The organism is Noviherbaspirillum sedimenti (genome assembly GCF_003590835.1).
Taxonomy (GTDB): Bacteria; Pseudomonadota; Gammaproteobacteria; order Burkholderiales; family Burkholderiaceae_D; genus Paucimonas; species Paucimonas sedimenti.
The window spans coordinates 3,055,534-3,072,576 of sequence record NZ_QYUQ01000002.1 but is presented as its reverse complement, the minus strand read 5'-3'; the positions used below and the strand labels follow the sequence as shown (position 1 = coordinate 3,072,576).

General features: G+C 61.4%; 15 protein-coding genes. 12 read left to right on the top strand and 3 right to left on the bottom strand.

Annotation, left to right across the window (positions count from 1 at the left end; translation table 11 throughout):
• Nucleotides 1–192 precede the first annotated feature (192 nt).
• From D3878_RS14310 to D3878_RS14255, 12 genes are all read left to right on the top strand, one after another.
• A complete protein-coding gene (locus D3878_RS14310) occupies nt 193–735 on the top strand; it encodes a TetR/AcrR family transcriptional regulator (RefSeq protein WP_233556338.1) in 543 nt (180 codons plus the stop codon).
• Between the two features lie 250 nt (nt 736–985).
• A complete protein-coding gene (locus D3878_RS14305; protein ID WP_119786102.1) occupies nt 986–2,044 on the top strand; it encodes a bifunctional nicotinamide-nucleotide adenylyltransferase/Nudix hydroxylase in 1,059 nt (352 codons plus the stop codon).
• Nucleotides 2,045–2,183: 139 nt separating this feature from the next.
• On the top strand, nt 2,184–3,329 hold the full coding sequence (locus D3878_RS14300) for an acyl-CoA dehydrogenase family protein (protein ID WP_119786101.1): 1,146 nt from the start codon (nt 2,184–2,186) through the stop codon (nt 3,327–3,329).
• A gap of 13 nt (nt 3,330–3,342) precedes the next feature.
• Nucleotides 3,343–5,427, top strand: a complete 2,085-nt coding sequence (locus tag D3878_RS14295; RefSeq protein ID WP_119787909.1) for an acetate--CoA ligase family protein — start codon at nt 3,343–3,345, stop codon at nt 5,425–5,427.
• 17 nt (nt 5,428–5,444) lie between these two features.
• Nucleotides 5,445–5,807 carry a hypothetical protein gene (locus tag D3878_RS14290; RefSeq protein WP_119786100.1) on the top strand — a complete coding sequence of 121 codons (363 nt, stop codon included), beginning with the start codon at nt 5,445–5,447 and terminating at the stop codon, nt 5,805–5,807.
• The gene (locus D3878_RS14285; protein ID WP_119786099.1) at nt 5,807–6,676 is read left to right on the top strand and encodes an alpha/beta fold hydrolase; all 870 of its coding nucleotides are present in this window, start codon (nt 5,807–5,809) and stop codon (nt 6,674–6,676) included. The genes D3878_RS14290 and D3878_RS14285 overlap by 1 nt, the downstream gene beginning before the upstream one ends.
• Nucleotides 6,676–8,772, top strand: coding sequence for a 3-hydroxyacyl-CoA dehydrogenase NAD-binding domain-containing protein (locus tag D3878_RS14280; RefSeq protein WP_119786098.1), 2,097 nt, complete (start codon nt 6,676–6,678; stop codon nt 8,770–8,772). The genes D3878_RS14285 and D3878_RS14280 overlap by 1 nt, the downstream gene beginning before the upstream one ends.
• A 98-nt stretch (nt 8,773–8,870) precedes the next feature.
• Entirely contained in the window at nt 8,871–10,079 is a 1,209-nt protein-coding gene (locus D3878_RS14275; protein ID WP_119786097.1) for an ABC transporter substrate-binding protein, read from the top strand.
• An 18-nt stretch (nt 10,080–10,097) separates the two neighbouring features.
• Complete coding sequence (locus D3878_RS14270) at nt 10,098–11,534, top strand: NAD-dependent succinate-semialdehyde dehydrogenase (RefSeq protein ID WP_119786096.1); 1,437 nt, start codon at nt 10,098–10,100, stop codon at nt 11,532–11,534.
• Nucleotides 11,535–11,553: 19 nt separating this feature from the next.
• Nucleotides 11,554–12,621 (top strand): AbrB family transcriptional regulator, encoded by a 1,068-nt coding sequence (locus tag D3878_RS14265; RefSeq protein ID WP_420799580.1) that lies wholly within the window; start codon nt 11,554–11,556, stop codon nt 12,619–12,621.
• Nucleotides 12,622–12,763: 142 nt separating this feature from the next.
• Complete coding sequence (locus tag D3878_RS14260) at nt 12,764–13,522, top strand: electron transfer flavoprotein subunit beta/FixA family protein (protein WP_119786095.1); 759 nt, start codon at nt 12,764–12,766, stop codon at nt 13,520–13,522.
• A gap of 45 nt (nt 13,523–13,567) precedes the next feature.
• Nucleotides 13,568–14,494, top strand: a complete 927-nt coding sequence (locus D3878_RS14255; protein ID WP_119786094.1) for an electron transfer flavoprotein subunit alpha/FixB family protein — start codon at nt 13,568–13,570, stop codon at nt 14,492–14,494.
• Here the strand turns inward: D3878_RS14255 and gcvA are convergent.
• From gcvA to D3878_RS14240, 3 genes are read right to left on the bottom strand one after another with little or no spacing between them, the layout of a single operon-like run.
• Nucleotides 14,489–15,493, bottom strand: a complete 1,005-nt coding sequence (gene gcvA / locus D3878_RS14250) for a transcriptional regulator GcvA (RefSeq protein WP_233556336.1) — start codon at nt 15,491–15,493, stop codon at nt 14,489–14,491. The two genes, D3878_RS14255 and gcvA, sit on opposite strands and share 6 nt — an antisense overlap.
• Nucleotides 15,494–15,510: 17 nt before the next feature.
• Nucleotides 15,511–16,227, bottom strand: coding sequence for a FadR/GntR family transcriptional regulator (locus D3878_RS14245; RefSeq protein ID WP_119786092.1), 717 nt, complete (start codon nt 16,225–16,227; stop codon nt 15,511–15,513).
• A gap of 11 nt (nt 16,228–16,238) precedes the next feature.
• Nucleotides 16,239–16,982, bottom strand: coding sequence for an SDR family NAD(P)-dependent oxidoreductase (locus D3878_RS14240; protein ID WP_119786091.1), 744 nt, complete (start codon nt 16,980–16,982; stop codon nt 16,239–16,241).
• Nucleotides 16,983–17,043 lie beyond the last annotated feature (61 nt).

Genomic DNA, 17,043 nt, shown 5'->3' with positions numbered 1-17,043 from the left:
GGTGTCTTTTGACAGAAATCAAGTTCTGACGGCCTGCACTAAAGGGAGAAAAAGTTATATACTTTAAATAATTTGTACCGATCAGTCGATTTTATGATTGCTTGTTAAGTAAGACGCTGACTACGAACTCGAGAGGAAAAAATGCAGACGTCACTTAAATCACATGCGGACCTATCGCCACGGCAACGGATCTTGAAGATTGCCGCCAAGCTTTTCGCCGAACGCGGATATCATGCCGTAGGCATGACTGAGCTGGGTGAGGCCGTAGAACTGGGTCGCGGCACCTTGTATCACCACATTAAGAGCAAGGAAGACGTGCTGTACGACATTAGTCGTCATTACATCAGTAGCCTTGTGGAACACGGTAACCACATTTTGAAGACTGAAGCCGATCCCAAGCTCAGGCTCCAACTACTTGGCAAGCACTTGATGACAACCATTGCAGATCATCAAGCGGAATTAACTGTTTGCTTTCGAGAAATTTATTCGTTAACTGGCGAGCGGAGAAATGAAGTGCTAATGCTCCACGGGGAATACGAGCATATTTGGCGCCAGGTATTAATCGACGGGGAGAAAAAGGGGATTTTCCGTCCCTATAACCCGATTCGCCTCAAAGGACTATTGGGCATGTTTTTCTATACTTACCTGTGGATGAAGCCGGATGGAGCACAAGGCCCGGAAGCCATCGCCGATATTTTCAACGAGATAGTGCTTGCTTCTGTGGCCGGCGTCTGACTCTTCTGCGCCGCCCCCTTCATATCCCGGCTGGGCACAATGCCGACTTTTTGCTAGAGCATGGCGGGGCGCCTGGTTCTGGAGCCGGTGCTGACAGCATGATTGTCTGCACGCTGATGGGATACCAGTAACTTCTCGGGACTGCAATTCATCAGCAGCAAGGAACCCACTTCCAGCCGGCGTCCTCGCCATCCTGTGTGGTTGCAGGTATCCTCACAGTTGCCCGAAAAACCAACCCGAACCAGGAACCATGACGCAATATATCCGCGCTGTCGATGCTACTGCCGATCTTGCCGTCCTGATCGGCCGCTTCCAGCCTTTTCACAACGGCCATGCCGCATTGCTGCGGCGGGCGCTCGACACCGCGCCGAGGGTGGCGGTTGTGCTGGGCTCGTCGTGGCATGCCAGGAGTGCCAGGAATCCGTTCAACTGGCGCGAGCGTGCGGCGATGATCGCCGCCAGTCTGTCGGCGCCGGAACGCGCCCGCGTCGAATTCATCCCCTTGCGTGATTATTATGACGACGGGCGTTGGTCGGCGGCGCTGCGCCGGGACGTGGACGCGCATGCCGGGCCAGGCGCACGGATTGCCCTGGTCGGGCACTTCAAGGATGACTCCAGTTATTACCTGAGCCATTTCCCGCAATGGCAATTGATTGCTGCGGAAAACGCCGGCGGCATTGACGCCACTGCGATACGCCGCATCCTGTTCGAAGCCGGCAGTGCCGCAAAGGCGCTCGCCGCGCTGGAAAGCCTGGTGCCGCCCGCGGTGTGGCAGGCACTGCAGGCGTGGCTGGCTTCAGCCGAATATGGCGCGCTGGCAGAGGAATACCTGCAGGTGGCGCAGTATAAAGCGGCCTGGAGCGTGGCGCCTTATCCGCCGATTTTTTCCACGGTGGACGCCGTCGTCACTGCCATCGGCCACGTGTTGCTGATCCGCCGCGGCGGTTTTCTCGGCAAGGGGCAATGGGCGTTGCCCGGCGGCTTTGTCGAGCCGCGCGAGCGCCTCCTGCAAAGCGCCTTGCGCGAACTGGCCGAAGAAACCCGCCTGGCGGTGGCCGCACCGATTCTGCAGGCGGCGCTGCGCGAGGTGAAGGTGTTCGATCATCCGGACCGCAGTCAGCGCGGGCGCACCATCACCCATGCGCACTTCTTCATCCTGGGGGGCGGTGAGCTGCCTGCGGTGGAGGCGGCCGACGATGCCGCCCAGGCGCGCTGGCTGCCGATTGTGCAACTGGCCGGCATGGAAGAGGAATTCTTTGAAGACCACTTTCATATCCTCGACCGCTTTTTGCATTTGCTTAACGAATAATCAAAATAATGCCGGCCTGGCCGGCATTCCATAAACTCATGCCGCCATTCCAAATGCGAAATGGCGCGGGTTTGCCTGCAGTGGAATAATCCGGACATCCTCCAACCGGTAGTAGTGGCACAGTTAAACAAGGGATGTCATGGAATTTGACCTCAACGAAGAACAGCGGGCATTTGCCGATACAGTGCGCCGTTTCGCAAAATCTGAATTAGCCGCAGGCGCTGTCGAGCGCGCCCATTCCCATGGCTATCCATGGGAAATCGCCGCCAAGCTGTCCGAGATGGGTTTGCTTGGGATTACCATCCCCGAAGCAGACGGGGGCCAGGGCGGCTCCCTTATGGATGCCGTGATCGCCATCCAGGAATTGGCGCTGGTATGCCCGAAAAGTGCCGACGTGGTTCAGGCCGGCAATTTCGGTCCGATCCGTACGTTTGCCATGTATGCGAATGCGGAGCAAAAAGCCCGTTTTCTGCCGGATTTATTGGCAGGAAAGAAGTTGATGTCTCTGGGCATGACCGAACCGGATGCGGGCTCCGCCGTGACGGACTTGCGCACGTCGGCGCGCCAGGACGGTAATGACTATGTCATCAACGGCACGAAGATCTTTTCTACCCATAGTCCGGATGCCGACCTTTTCCTGATCTACCTGCGTTATGGTCCGGGCGTCGGCAATATCGGTTCGGTGCTGGTCGAACGCGGCACGCCCGGTTTCACGATTGGTCAGCCCTCGGCGTTCATGAGCGGTGAACAGTGGTGCCAACTGTATTTTGAGGATTGCCGCATTCCCGCGGAAAACATCCTCCTCGGCCCGGGCGGCTTCAAGAAGCAGATTTCCGGCTTTAACGTCGAGCGCATCGGCAACGCTTCGCGCGCGCTGGCTCTGGGCCGCTACGCCTACAATGAAGCGCGCGAGCATGCGCTGATCCGCGAACAGTTCGGCCGCAAGCTGTGCGAGTTCCAGGGATTGCAGTGGAAATTCGCTGACATGGCGGTCAAGCTCGACGCCGCCCAGTTGCTGCTCTACCGTGCCGCCGTGAATGCCGACAAGGGAGCACCCTCCGCCTATGATACCGCGGTCGCCAAGCTCCATGCAAACACCACCGGCTTCGAAGTTGCCAATGAAGCGCTGCAAGTCATGGGCGGCATGGGCTACAGCCAGGAATCGCTGGTCGAATACTGCGTGCGCCGCACGCGCGGCTGGATGATTGCCGGCGGCTCCATCGAAATCCTGAAGAACCGTATCGCTGAAGAAGTGTTTGGCCAACGTTTCGACCAGCGCAAATAGAATGACTGAAGCAATGAACCAATTGACACCCGAGGCGCTGCGTCGTGCCTTGCTGGAACCGGGCAGCCTCGCCCTGGTCGGCGCCTCCGATGATGCGGCCAAGACTGCCGGTCGTCCACTGCATTTCCTGCGCAGCGCCGGCTTCAAGGGCACGATCTATCCGATCAATCCGAATCGTGAAATCGTCCAGGGCGAGCGCGCGTGGCCATCGGTCGCATCCCTGCCGGAAGCGCCGGACCATGCCTATATCCTGGTCCCTACCGAAGGCGTGATGGCTGCGGTTGAGGAATGCGCCGCGCGCGGCGTCAAGGTAGTGACGATCCTTGCCAGCGGCTTTTCGGAAGCCGGGCATGAGGGCGCCGAGCGCGAGCAGCGCCTGCGCGATATCAGCGCACGTAGCGGCATGCGCATCCTCGGGCCCAGCAGCCTGGGCGTGGTCAATCTCCACCAGCAACTGGTGCTGACGGCGAACGCTGCCTTTGCCGAGCCAGGCCTGCCAAAGGGAAAAATCTTTGTCGCCTCGCACAGCGGCAGCATGATCGGCGCACTAGTGTCGCGCGGCATCGCCCGCGGTGTCGGTTTTGCCGGACTGGTCTCGGTCGGCAATGAAGCGGACCTCGGCATTGGCGAGATTTGCGCCGCCACGCTGGACGACCCGAATATCGATGGCTACATGCTGTTCCTGGAAACCATCCGCAAGGGCGAAGATCTGCGCGCATTCGCGCTGGGCGCCGCCGCCCGGGGCAAGCCGGTGATCGCCTACAAACTCGGCCGCTCTTCCGCCGCCGCGGAACTTGCGGTCTCGCATACAGGCGCGCTGGCCGGCGAAGACGATGTCGCCGATACCTTCCTGCGGGATTGCGGCATCGCCCGCGTCGAGACGCTGGAAGCACTGATCGAGGGCTTGCCCTTGTTGCGCAAAACCCCTCTGGCGTCCGCCCATGGCGGCCGCCCTCGCGTCGGCGTGGTCACCACGACAGGCGGTGGCGCTGCCATGGTGGTGGACCAGCTGGGCGTGCGCAATGTCGATGTGCAGGAGCCGTCTCCCGAAACTTTCGCCCGGCTGGCGGCCGCCGGCGTCAAGGTCTCGCCAGGGCGCATCGTCGACCTGACGCTGGCCGGCACCCGCTATGAAGTCATGAAAGGCGCGCTCGACGTGTTGCTGTCGGCCCCGGAATTCGATCTCGTGGTCGCGGTGGCCGGTTCGTCCGCCCGTTACCACCCGAACCTTGCTGTGCGGCCTGTGATCGACAGCGCCAGCTCGGCCAAGCCGCTGGCGGCGTTTGTCGTGCCGGAGGCGCAGGAGGCCCTGGCGCTCCTGACGGCTGCGGGCGTGGCGAATTTCCGCACCCCGGAAGCCTGCGCCGACGCCATCGCTTCCGCATTCTCGCGCCGCGTGCCCAAGGCTGCGGCGCTGCATGCGGGTCGGGTGGCCGGCGACGGCCGCATGCTGGATGAACTGGAAGCTTACGGCGTGCTCGACCGTCTGGGCGTGCCCCATGCGCCGGCGATTGCAATCGACGCTAATGCCGCTGTGCTGCCCGATCTGCCGGTTTCCTATCCGGTGGTTGCCAAAGTGTTGTCTGCCGAGATTGCCCACAAAACCGATGTTGGCGGGGTGGTGCTGGGCGTGCGCGACGCAGAAGGCCTGATGCGCGCCGTTGCCGAAATCAGGGACAACGTCACTCGCCGGCGTCCGGGCACGGTGGTCGAGAAAGTCATCGCCCAGCCCATGGTGGAGAGCATTGGCGAAGTGCTGATCGGCTACCGGCTCGATGCGCAGGTGGGGCCTGTCGTCATGCTGGCCGCCGGCGGCGTGTTGACCGAAATCTATCGCGACCGCAGCCTGCGGCTGGCGCCGGTCGACCTGGCTACGGCAAAGGACATGATTGCGGAAGTCAAGGCGCTGGAAGCGCTCGCCGGCTACCGCGGCAAGCCAGCCGGCGATCTCGACGCTGTGGCGCAAGCCATCGTCGCGCTGTCGCAGCTGGCGTGTACCGAAGATCTGGTGGTGGCCGAAGCGGAAATCAATCCGTTGCTGGTACGCCGCGCCGGCCAGGGCGTGGTCGCCGTGGACGCGCTGGTCAGGCTGGCTTAATTCAAGGAAGACTGCATATGGAAAATTTGGCGCAACTTGTGAATGCCGATGAACGACTGGTCTGGAAAGGCCGTTTCATCGATACGAGCTTTATGGTGGAAGTGGGGGAGACCGCATACCTGATCAAGGTGACGGAAGGGCGCATTGCCTCGGTGACGCGCGGGCCCTTCGTGATGCCGAGCTGGAGCTTTGCGTTGCGCGCATCGCGTGAAGAGTGGGAGCAATTCTGGCTGCCGGTGCCGCCGCCCGGATCGAACGACCTGTTCGCCTTGATCAAGCGCCGCGCGCTGAAGGTTGAGGGGAACCTGCACCCGTTCATGGCCAATCTCTTCTATTTCAAGGGCGTGATGGCCGCGCTCCGCACAGGTGGAAACAAATGATGAAAAGCTACTTCGAACCCATAGTGGGCCGCTATCTGCACCTCGAACTGCTGGGCAAGCCGCACCGCCTGTATGTCGAGGAAGCCGGGCAGGGCATTCCGCTCCTGTGCCTGCATACGGCCGGTTCCGACACGCGTCAGTACCGCGCACTCCTGAACGACCCGGAAATCCTGAAGCGTTTTCGCGTCATTGCCTTTGACTTGCCCTGGCATGGCAAGTCGTCGCCGCCGGCCGGCTGGCAGAATGCAGACTACCGCCTGACTTCGCGCGACTACACCGATATCATCATGGGCGTGGTCGATGCGATGGCGCTGGACAGCCCGGTGGCAATGGGCTGCTCGATCGGCGGGCGCATCGTGCTGCAGCTGGCGCTGGAGCATCCCGAGCGCTTCCGCGCCATTATCGGCCTGCAATCCGGCGCGCATGTCGATCCTTACTATGACGTCACCTGGCTGCACCGCCCGGACGTGCATGGCGAAGTCAGCGCGGCGGTAGTCTCCGGCCTGGTAGGACCGCTGAGCCCGGAGGCCGAGCGCTGGGAAACGCTGTGGCACTACATGCAAGGCGGCCCAGGCATCTTCAAGGGCGACCTGTATTTCTACAAGCAGGACGGCGATATCCGCGGCCGGGTGGCCGAAATCGATACCAGCCGCTGCCCGCTGTATCTGCTGACTGGCGAGTATGACTATTCTTGCACGCCGGAAGACACGATGGATCTGGTGTCGCGCATCAAGGGCGCGGATGCGACCATCATGAAAGGCCTCGGTCATTTCCCGATGAGCGAAGACCCGGAAACTTTCTTGAGGTATCTGCGCCCGGTTCTCGACAACATTCTCGCGTCCGGCGCAGCCGGCCAGAAGGCGAACTAATGGTTGCCGTCTTGAACCCCTTATCCGAAGCCCTTGCCCGTTCGCGCGTGCGCCTCGAGCGGCACGGCGAGATTGCCGCCATCATCATTGACAATCCTCCCGTCAATGCCGGCTCGCGCGAAGTGCGGTGCGGGCTCCTTGACGCCATCTACATGGTGGCAGCCGAAGACGCCATCAAGGCCGCGGTCCTGATCGGCGCGGGTTCCACCTTCGTCGCCGGCTCGGATATCCGCGAGTTCGGCAAGCCGCTCGAAGAGCCGCAACTGCCGCTGGTGCTCGCTGCCATTGAGGCTTGTCCCAAGCCGGTGGTGGCGGCAATCCATGGCGCCGCGCTCGGCGGCGGCTTCGAGCTGGCGCTGGCGTGCGACGCCCGCGTAATGCTGCCGGATGCGGTGGTGGGCTTGCCGGAGGTAACGCTGGGCATGATTCCCGGCGCCGGCGGCACCCAGCGCACTCCGCGCCTGGTAGGAGTGGCGGCGGCGATCGAGATCATTTGCTCAGGACGCAGAATCAAGGCGGCAGAGGCCGTCAGCCTGGGCCTGGTGGATGCAGTCATCGAAGGCGATCTGCGGACCGGCGCGCTGGCGTATGCCCGCGCACTGGGCGCAGCTTCACGCAAGCGCCGCCTCAGCGAGGCGGCGCTGCCGCCCGAGGAGCCTGAGCGCATCGACCAGGCCGAGCGCGAAGCCCTGCGCGCCGGGCGTGGCCGGCCCCAGGTCGTCAAGGCGATCGAAGCGATCAAGTCGGCAGCGGTGTTGCCATTTGCGGAGGCGCTCGCCAGAGAGCGCGAGGCATTTCAGCAGCTGCGCATGAGCGACGAAGCCGCGGCCCTGCGCCATCTCTTTTTCGCGGAACGCGAAGCGGCGAAGGTGGCCGGCCTGGAAGGCGCCGTGGCCGCCGACATCACCAGGGTCGGGATTGTCGGCGCCGGCACCATGGGCACCGGCATCGCCATCTGCTTTGCCGACGCCGGCTACATGGTGACCTTGATCGAACAGGATGCGCAGGCCCTGCAACGCGGCATGCAGCGCCTGCAGGAAACCTACGAACGTTCGGTGAAGACCGGCCGCCTCGACGCGGGACTGGCGCGCACCTGCCTGGAACGGATTGCCGGCAGTATCGAGTTCGCCAGCCTGGCCGATGCCGACCTGGTGGTCGAAGCGGTATTCGAGGACCTGGCGGTCAAGACTGAAGTGTTCCAGCGCCTCGATGCGATTCTGCGGCCTGGCGCGATCCTCGCGTCCAATACATCCTACCTCGACCTTGACCGCCTGGCAGCTGCCACCGGCCGTGCGGCGGATGTGGTGGGGCTGCATTTCTTTAGTCCGGCACAGGTGATGCGCCTGCTGGAGGTGGTGCGCGGCGCAGCGACCAGCGCCCATACCCTCGCCACCGCGCTGGCGGTGGCAAAAAAGATCCGCAAGCTTGCCGTGGTCGCCCGTGTCGGCGAGGGCTTCATCGGCAACCGCATTTACGCGGCATACCGCCGCCAGTGCGAATTCATGCTGGAAGAGGGCGCTTACCCGGAACAGGTTGATGCGGCACTCGAACAATTCGGTTTTGCCATGGGACCGTTTGCGGTTGGCGACATGTCAGGCCTCGACATCGCCTGGCGCACACGCCTGCGCCTGGCGGCAAGCCGCGACCCGCGCGAGCGCTACGTCGAAATTGCCGACCGTCTTTGCGAACAGGGACGTTTCGGCCAAAAGACGGGCGCGGGCTGGTACCGCTATCCACCGGGCGCGCGCAGGGGCGAAACCGATCCCGAGGTGCGGGCGCTGGTCGAGGCCGCATCGCAGGCAAAGGGCATTCCCCGCCGGGCATTCGATGCCGCAGAGATCCAGCGTCGCGCTCTGGTGACGATGATCAACGAGGCGGCGCTGATCCTGCAGGAAGGGATTGCAGAGCGCGCTGCCGACATCGACCTGGTCCTGGTGAACGGTTACGGCTTTCCGCGGCACGAGGGCGGGCCGCTGTTCTGGGCCGGTCGCCGCAGCCGCAATGAGCTGCTGGCGGAGCTTGATCATATTGCCGAAGTGTCAGGGCCGGGGTTCAGGAAGGCGGATATCGCCAGCCTGCTGGAGCAGCAGCGATAAGAGCAGGAAGACTGTGTATGGAAAATTTTTCGTACGTCAATGCAGCAAGCGAATAGCGAACATCTATACCTATTAAATTTCGAGACAAGGATATTCAAATGAAAAAATTGATCTGCAGCGCCATTTCCATCCTCATCGCCAGCGTCGCGCCCGCCCATGCACAGGAAAAGGTATCCGACGGCATCGTGAAAATCGGCGTGATCACCGACTTGTCCGGCCTTTATTCCGACAACGTCGGCCCGGGTTCCGTGCTGGCGACCCGCCTGGCTGTCGAGGATTTCGGCGGCAAGGTCCTCGGCAAGCCGATTGAAATCGTCACCATCGACCATCACAACAAGGCCGATATTGCCTCGGCCAAGGTGCGCGAATGGATTGATCGCGACAAGGTTGACGTGATTACCGAGCTGGGCAGCAGTGCCGTGGCGCTCGCCGCCATGAAGATCGGCGCAGAAAAGAACCGCATTACCATGGTCACCGGCGCGGGCGCGACGCGCATCAGCGGCGAGGATTGCACGCCGACGAATTTCCACTGGGTATATGACACGTTTGCGCTGGCCAACGTGGCCAGCAAGGAAATGGTGGCGCGTGGCGGTTCGAGCTGGTTCTATATCGCGGCGGACTATGCTTTCGGCCATGCGCTGGAAAACGACGGTACTCGCGTGGTCAAGGATGCCGGCGGCACGGTGCTGGGTTCGGCCCGCTATCCTATGCCGGGTTCGGATTTCAGTTCCTATCTGCTGCGGGCGCAGGCTAGCGGCGCGAAAGTGGTGGCGCTGGCAAATGCCGGCATGGACACGCAAAACGCCATCAAGCAGGCAAAGGAATTCGGTCTGACGCAAAAGCAGCAGGTTGTCGCCATGCTGATGAGCATCGCCGATGTCCATTCGTTGGGGCTGGAACAGGCGCAGGGTATGTACTTTACTGAAACCTTTTACTGGGACCTGAACGACGATTCGCGCAAGTTCGCCCGTCGCTTCTTTGAAAAACACAAGCGCATGCCGACTGCGCTGCAGGCTGGGCAGTATTCGGCGGTACTAAGCTATCTGAAAGCGGTGCAAGCTGCCGGCACCGATGACACCAATGCGGTCGTAAGCAAGATTCGTTCGATGCCGATCAACGATGCGTTCGCAAAAAATGGCAAGGTCCGGGCTGACGGCAAGATGATCCATGATAATTACCTGGTACAGGTCAAGGCGCCGAAAGAGTCGAAGACGCCGTGGGATTACTACCGTATCGTCAAGACCGTGCCGGGCGAACAGGCGTACTCATCACTGGCCGATAGCAAGTGCCCGCTGGTCAAGAAATAATTAATCAAGGAATCATCCATGAATCCGCAATATCCTGCATTAGCTCTATATATCGCCGGCGAATGGCTCGAAAAAGGCTCGCGTGCATCCGAGCCCGTAATCGACCCGGCAACCGGCGACGTGATTGGCGAAGTACCGCATGCCACGCCGCAGGATGTCGAGGCGGCGTTGCAGGCAGCCGACGCGAGTTTCAAGACCTGGCGCCTGGTGGCGCCGGTCGAACGCGGCCGCATCTTGCGCACCGCCGCCGCTTGGCTGCGCGCGCGCACCGATGAACTGGCGCCGGTGGTTACGCTGGAGTCGGGCAAGCCGCTGGCCGATTCGGTACGCGAGATCACGGTCGCTGCCGAAATGTTCGACTGGGCCGCGGAGGAGGGAAGACGCGCCTACGGACGCATCATCCCGCCTCGCGTCCAAGGCATGCGCCAGATGGCCACTCTGGAGCCGGTGGGTCCGGTTGCTGCTTTTTCCGGATGGAACGCGCCGGGCATCACGCCTTCGCGCAAGATTGCCGGCGCCCTGGCCGCAGGCTGCTCGATCGTTATCAAGCCCTCCGAGGAAACGCCGGCAATTGCGCTGGCGATCGCCCGCGCGCTGGAGGAATCTGGCCTGCCCAAAGGCGTATTGAATATGGTGTTCGGCAATCCCGGCCGCATCTCGACGCAATTGCTGGAGTCGCCTATCACGCGCCTGGTGACTTTTACCGGTTCGACCGCGATTGGCAAGTCACTCGGCGAGATGGCCATGCGCACATTGAAGCGCGTGACGCTGGAGCTGGGCGGCCATGCGCCGGTCCTGGTCTTCGGCGACGCCGATCCGCAGGCGGCGGCGGCGGCGATCATCACGGCGAAGCTGCGCAATGCCGGACAGATCTGCACCTCGCCCACGCGGATGTATGTGCACGAATCGATCTACGCCGCATTCGTCAAGAGCATGGGCGATCATGCCCGCGCCTGGCGCGTGGGCAACGGCTTCGACAAGTCGACCCAGATGGGGCCGCTGGCGAACGTGCGCCGCCTGCAAGCGATCGAGAGAATGGTCGCCGACGCCGCCGACCGCGGTATCCGCATTGAGGCAGGCGGCAAGCGCATCGGCGACAAGGGATTTTTCTGGCAACCGACCATCCTCGATAATTTCAACAACGATTGCCTCGCCGCCAATGTCGAGCCGTTCGGCCCGCTGGCGATGGTGCGTCCCTTTGACAGTTTCGATGGCGCGATCGCCGAAGCCAATCGCCTGCCGTTCGGACTGGCGTCGTATGTTTTTACCAATGACATACGCACCGCCAGCCGTGCCAGCGATGCCATCGAAAGTGGCGTGGTATGCATCAACCATTGCCAGGCATCGCTGCCGGAAACGCCGTTCGGCGGCGTCAAGGATAGCGGCATCGGTTCCGAAGGCGGTATCGAGGGCTTGCGTGAATTCATGCAGGTGAAGTACGTCAGCCAGGCCTAGGCCGCTTGTCTTGAAGGCCATTCGTTCCGTCCTGGAGCCGGTATTTCCAGGCTTGCTGCCGTTCTGCGGCGCGCTGGTGATCGGCATCCTTGCCGCGCATCTTTGCACCTGGCTCAAGTCGCCGTTGCCATGGATGATCGGTCCGCTGCTGGCGACGGCGGCGGCTTGCATGAGCGGTTGCCGCCTGGTTTGCCCGGTACAGGGCCGGCAAGCCGGCCAATGGGTGATCGGTACCGCGCTGGGCTTGTATTTCACGCCGGCGGTGCTGAAAATCTTGTCTGCCTATCTGGGTTATATCGCTGCGGGAGTGATTTTTGCGCTGTCGCTAGGAATTGCCTGCGCATGGCTTTTGCACCGGATAACCGGCGTCGACAGGAAGACCGCATTCTTTGCCATGGCGATCGGCGGCGCTTCGGAAATGGCGGTGCAGGGCGAACAGCATGGCGCCCAGATGGACAGAATCGCCGCGGCGCATAGCCTGCGCATCATGCTGGTGGTAATCGCGCTGCCGTTTGCCTTGAAATTCTGGGGCGTGCATGGGCTCGATCCCTTCCTGCCGGCGACCAGGCAGGTGCATCTGCCCGGCCTGGCCGGCCTGATTCTTTTGACAGCTTGCCTCGGGTATGTCTTGCAGCGCCGGCAGGCGCCGAATGCCTGGGTGCTCGGTCCTCTCATCATGAGCACAGGCCTGACAGCCTGCGATATCCAGTTGTCTGCATTGCCGCAATGGATCATCAACGGTGGCCAATTGCTGATCGGCGTATCGCTTGGCACACGCTTTACTCCGGCCTTCTTGCGCGCCGCGCCACGCTATCTCGGCGGTGTCGCGTTGTGCAGCGTGGCGGCGATCCTGCTTGCCGCCGGATTTGGCTTTGTGCTGGCGCAGCTATCCGGCATTCACCCGGCGACGGCCATACTCGCCACTTCGCCCGGCGGCATTGCGGAAATGGCGCTCACAGCCAAAACCCTGGAACTGGGCGTGCCGATTGTGACGGCATTTCATGTTGTTCGCATGGCAGTGCTGGTGCTGGTCATCGGACCGCTGTTCAGTTTCCTGAGTGCGCGTGGATTCAACGATACGCATTGATTCAAGCGGTAGCCAGTCTCGCGCTTCGAAAAAGTTATGGGCGCATGATGAATGCGAACTGGCCGGCAGCGGCAAACTGCCCGACAATTTTGCTGTGCAGTGAAACTGCAATTCGCAATCAACTTTAGTCCAGAGAAATCTCATGAAAATTTTGGTTCCAGTCAAGCGTGTGGTCGATTACAACGTCAAGGTGCGCGTCAAGTCCGATGGCTCGGGCGTCGAACTCGCCAACGTCAAGATGTCGATGAACCCCTTCGATGAAATCGCGGTCGAGGAAGCGATACGCCTGAAGGAAGCCGGCAAGGCCACCGAAGTCATCGCCGTGTCCTGTGGCGTGACCCAATGCCAGGAAACCCTGCGCACCGCCATGGCCATCGGCGCCGACCGCGCCATCCTGGTGGAGACCGCAGCTGATCTTGAACTGCAGCCCTTGGCCGTGGCCAAGCTCTTGAAAGCCATCGTCGAGCGTGAGCAGCCGCAACTGGTCATCCTCGGCAAGCAAGCCATCGATGACGACTGCAACCAGACCGGCCAGATGCTGGCGGCGCTCCTGGGCTGGGGGCAAGCCACCTTCGCTTCCAAGGTCGTGATCGAAGGCGACAAGGCACTGGTGACCCGCGAAGTCGATGGCGGTCTGGAAACCCTGTCGCTGGCGCTGCCGGCCATCGTCACCACCGACCTGCGCCTGAACGAGCCGCGTTACGTGACCTTGCCCAACATCATGAAGGCCAAGAAGAAGCAGTTGGATATCCTCAAGCCGGAAGAGCTGGGCGTGGACGTGACGCCGCGTCTCAAGACCCTCAAAGTGGTGGAGCCGCCCAAGCGTTCCGCCGGCATCATCGTGCCGGACGTGGCAACCCTGGTGGCCAAGCTCAAGAACGAAGCCAAGGTCGTTCAATAATCACTAATACTCAGTCCCGCAATTATTCATCTACAGGAAGACATCATGACTGCATTGGTCATTGCCGAACACGACAACGCTTCGCTCAAAAGCAGCACTGCCCATGCCGTGACTGCCGCCGCCCAATGTGGCGGTGAAGTCCATATCCTGGTTGTCGGTCAAAGCTGCGGCGCAGTTGCTGTCGCTGCCGCGCAATTGGCCGGCGTGGCCAAGGTGCTGGTGGCCGACGCGGTGTATTTTGCCGATGGCCTGGCCGAGAATGTTGCCGCCCAGGTGCTGGCGATTGCAAAAGACTATTCGCACATCCTCGCGCCGGCCACCGCCTACGGCAAGAACATCGCGCCGCGCGTGGCGGCCAAGCTGGACGTGGGCCAGATTTCCGAAATCACCAAGGTCGATGCGCCCGACACTTTCGAGCGCCCGATCTATGCCGGCAATGCGATTGCCACCGTGCAATCGATCGATCCGATCAAGGTGATCACCGTGCGCACCACCGGCTTTGATGCCGCAGCAAGCGGCGGCAATGCCGCCATTGAAGCCCTGCCTGTCGTTCCCGACTGCGGCAAGTCGGCGTTCGTGTCGCGTGAAGTGGCCAAGTCGGACCGTCCGGAACTGACCGCTGCCAAGATCATCGTGTCGGGCGGGCGCGGCATGGGCTCCGGCGAGAATTTCAAGATTCTCGAACCCCTGGCCGACAAGCTCAATGCCGCCATGGGCGCTTCGCGCGCCGCGGTGGATGCGGGCTACGTGCCCAATGACTGGCAGGTGGGCCAGACCGGCAAGATCGTCGCGCCCCAGTTGTATATCGCGGTGGGCATTTCCGGCGCGATCCAGCATCTGGCCGGCATGAAGGATTCGAAGACGATTGTGGCGATCAACAAGGATGCGGAAGCGCCGATCTTTGCGGTGGCCGATTACGGCATCGTCGGCGACCTCTTCGAAATCGTGCCGCAGCTGGTGGATGCGTTATAAGCTGGCTTGCGCCGAGGGCCGGGAAGGGGTAGCGCGAATCTTGTCGAGCAGCCATTCCCGGAAGATGCGCACGTTGCGCGGTGTGGAATGCCGTTCCGGTTGCAGCAAATAATAGGCAAAAGGGCGCTTGACGATTTGCTCAAAGGGACAAACCAGAATGCCTTTCTCAAGCTCCTGGTCGAGCAGCGCAATCTGGCCGATGGCCACGCCCAAACCATCTACCGCCGCCTGATAGGTAAGAATCGAACTGGAAAACTCCATGCTCTCATGGTGCTCCGCAAGTTCGGGGCGTCCCACCGCCGACAGCCAGTCGGGCCAATCGCTTTTGCGGTAATGGGAGTGCAAAAGTCGGTGCTGTTTCAAGTCCTCCAGGGTTTTTAGCGGCACTTTTCCTTTCAGCAAGGCTGGGGCGCAAACCGGCGCAATTTCATCGTCAAGCAAGCGTTCGCACACGCTGCCGGGCCAATTGCCGTCGCCAAACTGGATGGCGAGGTCGATATTCTCTTTCTGAAAATCGATGGGCGTGACGTTGGTGCTGATTCGTACTTCAAGATCCGGGTGGGCTTCCTGGAATTCGGGCAGTCGGCGCATCAGCCATTTGGCGGCAAAGGTCGTGTAGGCCCGTACCTTGATCGGTCCGCCGCGGGTGCTGGTCAGGAGGTTCTGGGTTGCCGCGCTGATTTGTGCAAATGCCGGCCCGATGTCTTGCTGGTAAGCATGGCCGATCGCTGTTAGCGTAACACCGCGCTGTTCACGCTCAAACAGTTTCACGCCGAGATACTCTTCGATCAGGGAAATCTGGCGGCTGACCGCCGACTGGCTTACATACAACTCTTCAGCGGCCTTGGTAAAGCTGCCGAGTCTGGCGACAGCTTCAAATACGCGCAATGGGTTTAAAGGCGGCATTGCTCGGGACATAATCTCTCCTTGCTTCCCGAGCATTATATAGCGATCGGATTGACTCGCGAACACAACAAAGGCGTATCTGTTGCCAGCCACTGCTAATCAGTAGCGCATCAATCCTTCAGATACTTGTTGAGCCGCTTTGCGGCATTACGCAAATGCGTTTCCGCCGCCAGCGCCGCCGCTGCAGGATCGCGTTTTTCGATCGCCTGCACGATCGCCTTGTGCTCGCCCTGCACCGCCTCGACCAGGTTGTTGTAGTTCGCCGCAGTGTTGCTGCGCGCCTGCCGGATCAGGCGTCGCACATGCTGTTCCAGATACTCGTTGAGCATCTGGAAGTGCGGGTTCTTGGTGGAGTCGACAATGGCCTGGTGGAAGGCATAATCCTCTTCGTCGCCGAGCTTGTCGTTGACGATGGCGTACTCCATGCCGATCAGCGACTGCTTGATCCGCTTCAAGTCTGCCGGTGTGTGGCGCAGGGCGGCATAGCGTGCCGCCGCCGCTTCGATGGTCACCAGCAGCTCGATGACATGTTCCAGGCCCTGGGCATCGTCCAGCGCCATGGCGTCCAGGCGGAAGGCCTGGCGCGAGCCGCGCTCGTTGACGAACACGCCGCGCCCTTGCTGGGCGCTGACGATGCCTTCCGACTTCAGCTGCGATACCGCTTCCCGCACCACCGAGCGGCTGACCGAAAATTGTTCGCCCAGCTCCTTTTCGCTGGGCAACTTGTCGCCCGGCTTGAGCCGCTGCGAGCGGATTTCTTCATTGAGCCATTCGACGATTTCTTCGGTCAGCGAATGTGACGGCACGCGTGCTGTTTCGTTTCTCATGATTCAAAGCATCAATTGATATACAGGCCGCCATTGACTTGCAGCGTTTCCGCGGTGATGAAGCCGGCCAGCGGCGAGCACAGGAAGGCAATGCCGCCAGCGACTTCTTCGGCCGTGCCCAGCCGCTTGAGCGGGGTGTTCTGCAGCAGCGTTTGCTCGTTTTTGGCCAGCAAGTCTTTGGTCATCGGCGTTGCAATGATACCCGGAGATAATGCATTGACGCGGGTTTTTGGGGCAAGCTCCAGCGCCAGGCTGCGCGAAAAGCTGATCAGCGCACCCTTCGAGGCCGCATAGTGGGCATGCGCGTAGCTGCCGCGCTGCCCCGCCACCGAAGTCAGCGTGACGATCGAGCTGCCTTCATTCAGGTAAGGGATCACGGCGCGGCAGATGTAAAAGCTGCCGTCCAGATTGATCTTCATGAGGCTGTGCCATTCATCGTCGCTCATGTCTGCCACGAGTTTTTCCGGATAGATGCCGGCGGCATGCACCAGGTGGTCGATGCCGCCGAAGCGCGCCGCCACTGCCTGCGCGGTATCGCGGCAAGCCTGGGCGTCGGAAACGTCGGTTGCATGCACGCTCACCTCGGCGCCCGGTGCGAGTTCCAGCAATTCAGCTTGCAATGCCGCCAGCGCGGTCGGGTTGACGTCGCTGAGCGCTACGCGGGCGCCGTGCTGCACCACCAGCCGGGCAGTGGCGCGGGCGATGCCGCCGGCAGCGCCAGTGATCAAAAAGTTCTTGTCCTTGAATGAAATCATCTTGTCTCCTTCGGATTGAAATAGGTTTTTTCAGGTCGGGAGCTGCTGGCGGTTGACACCT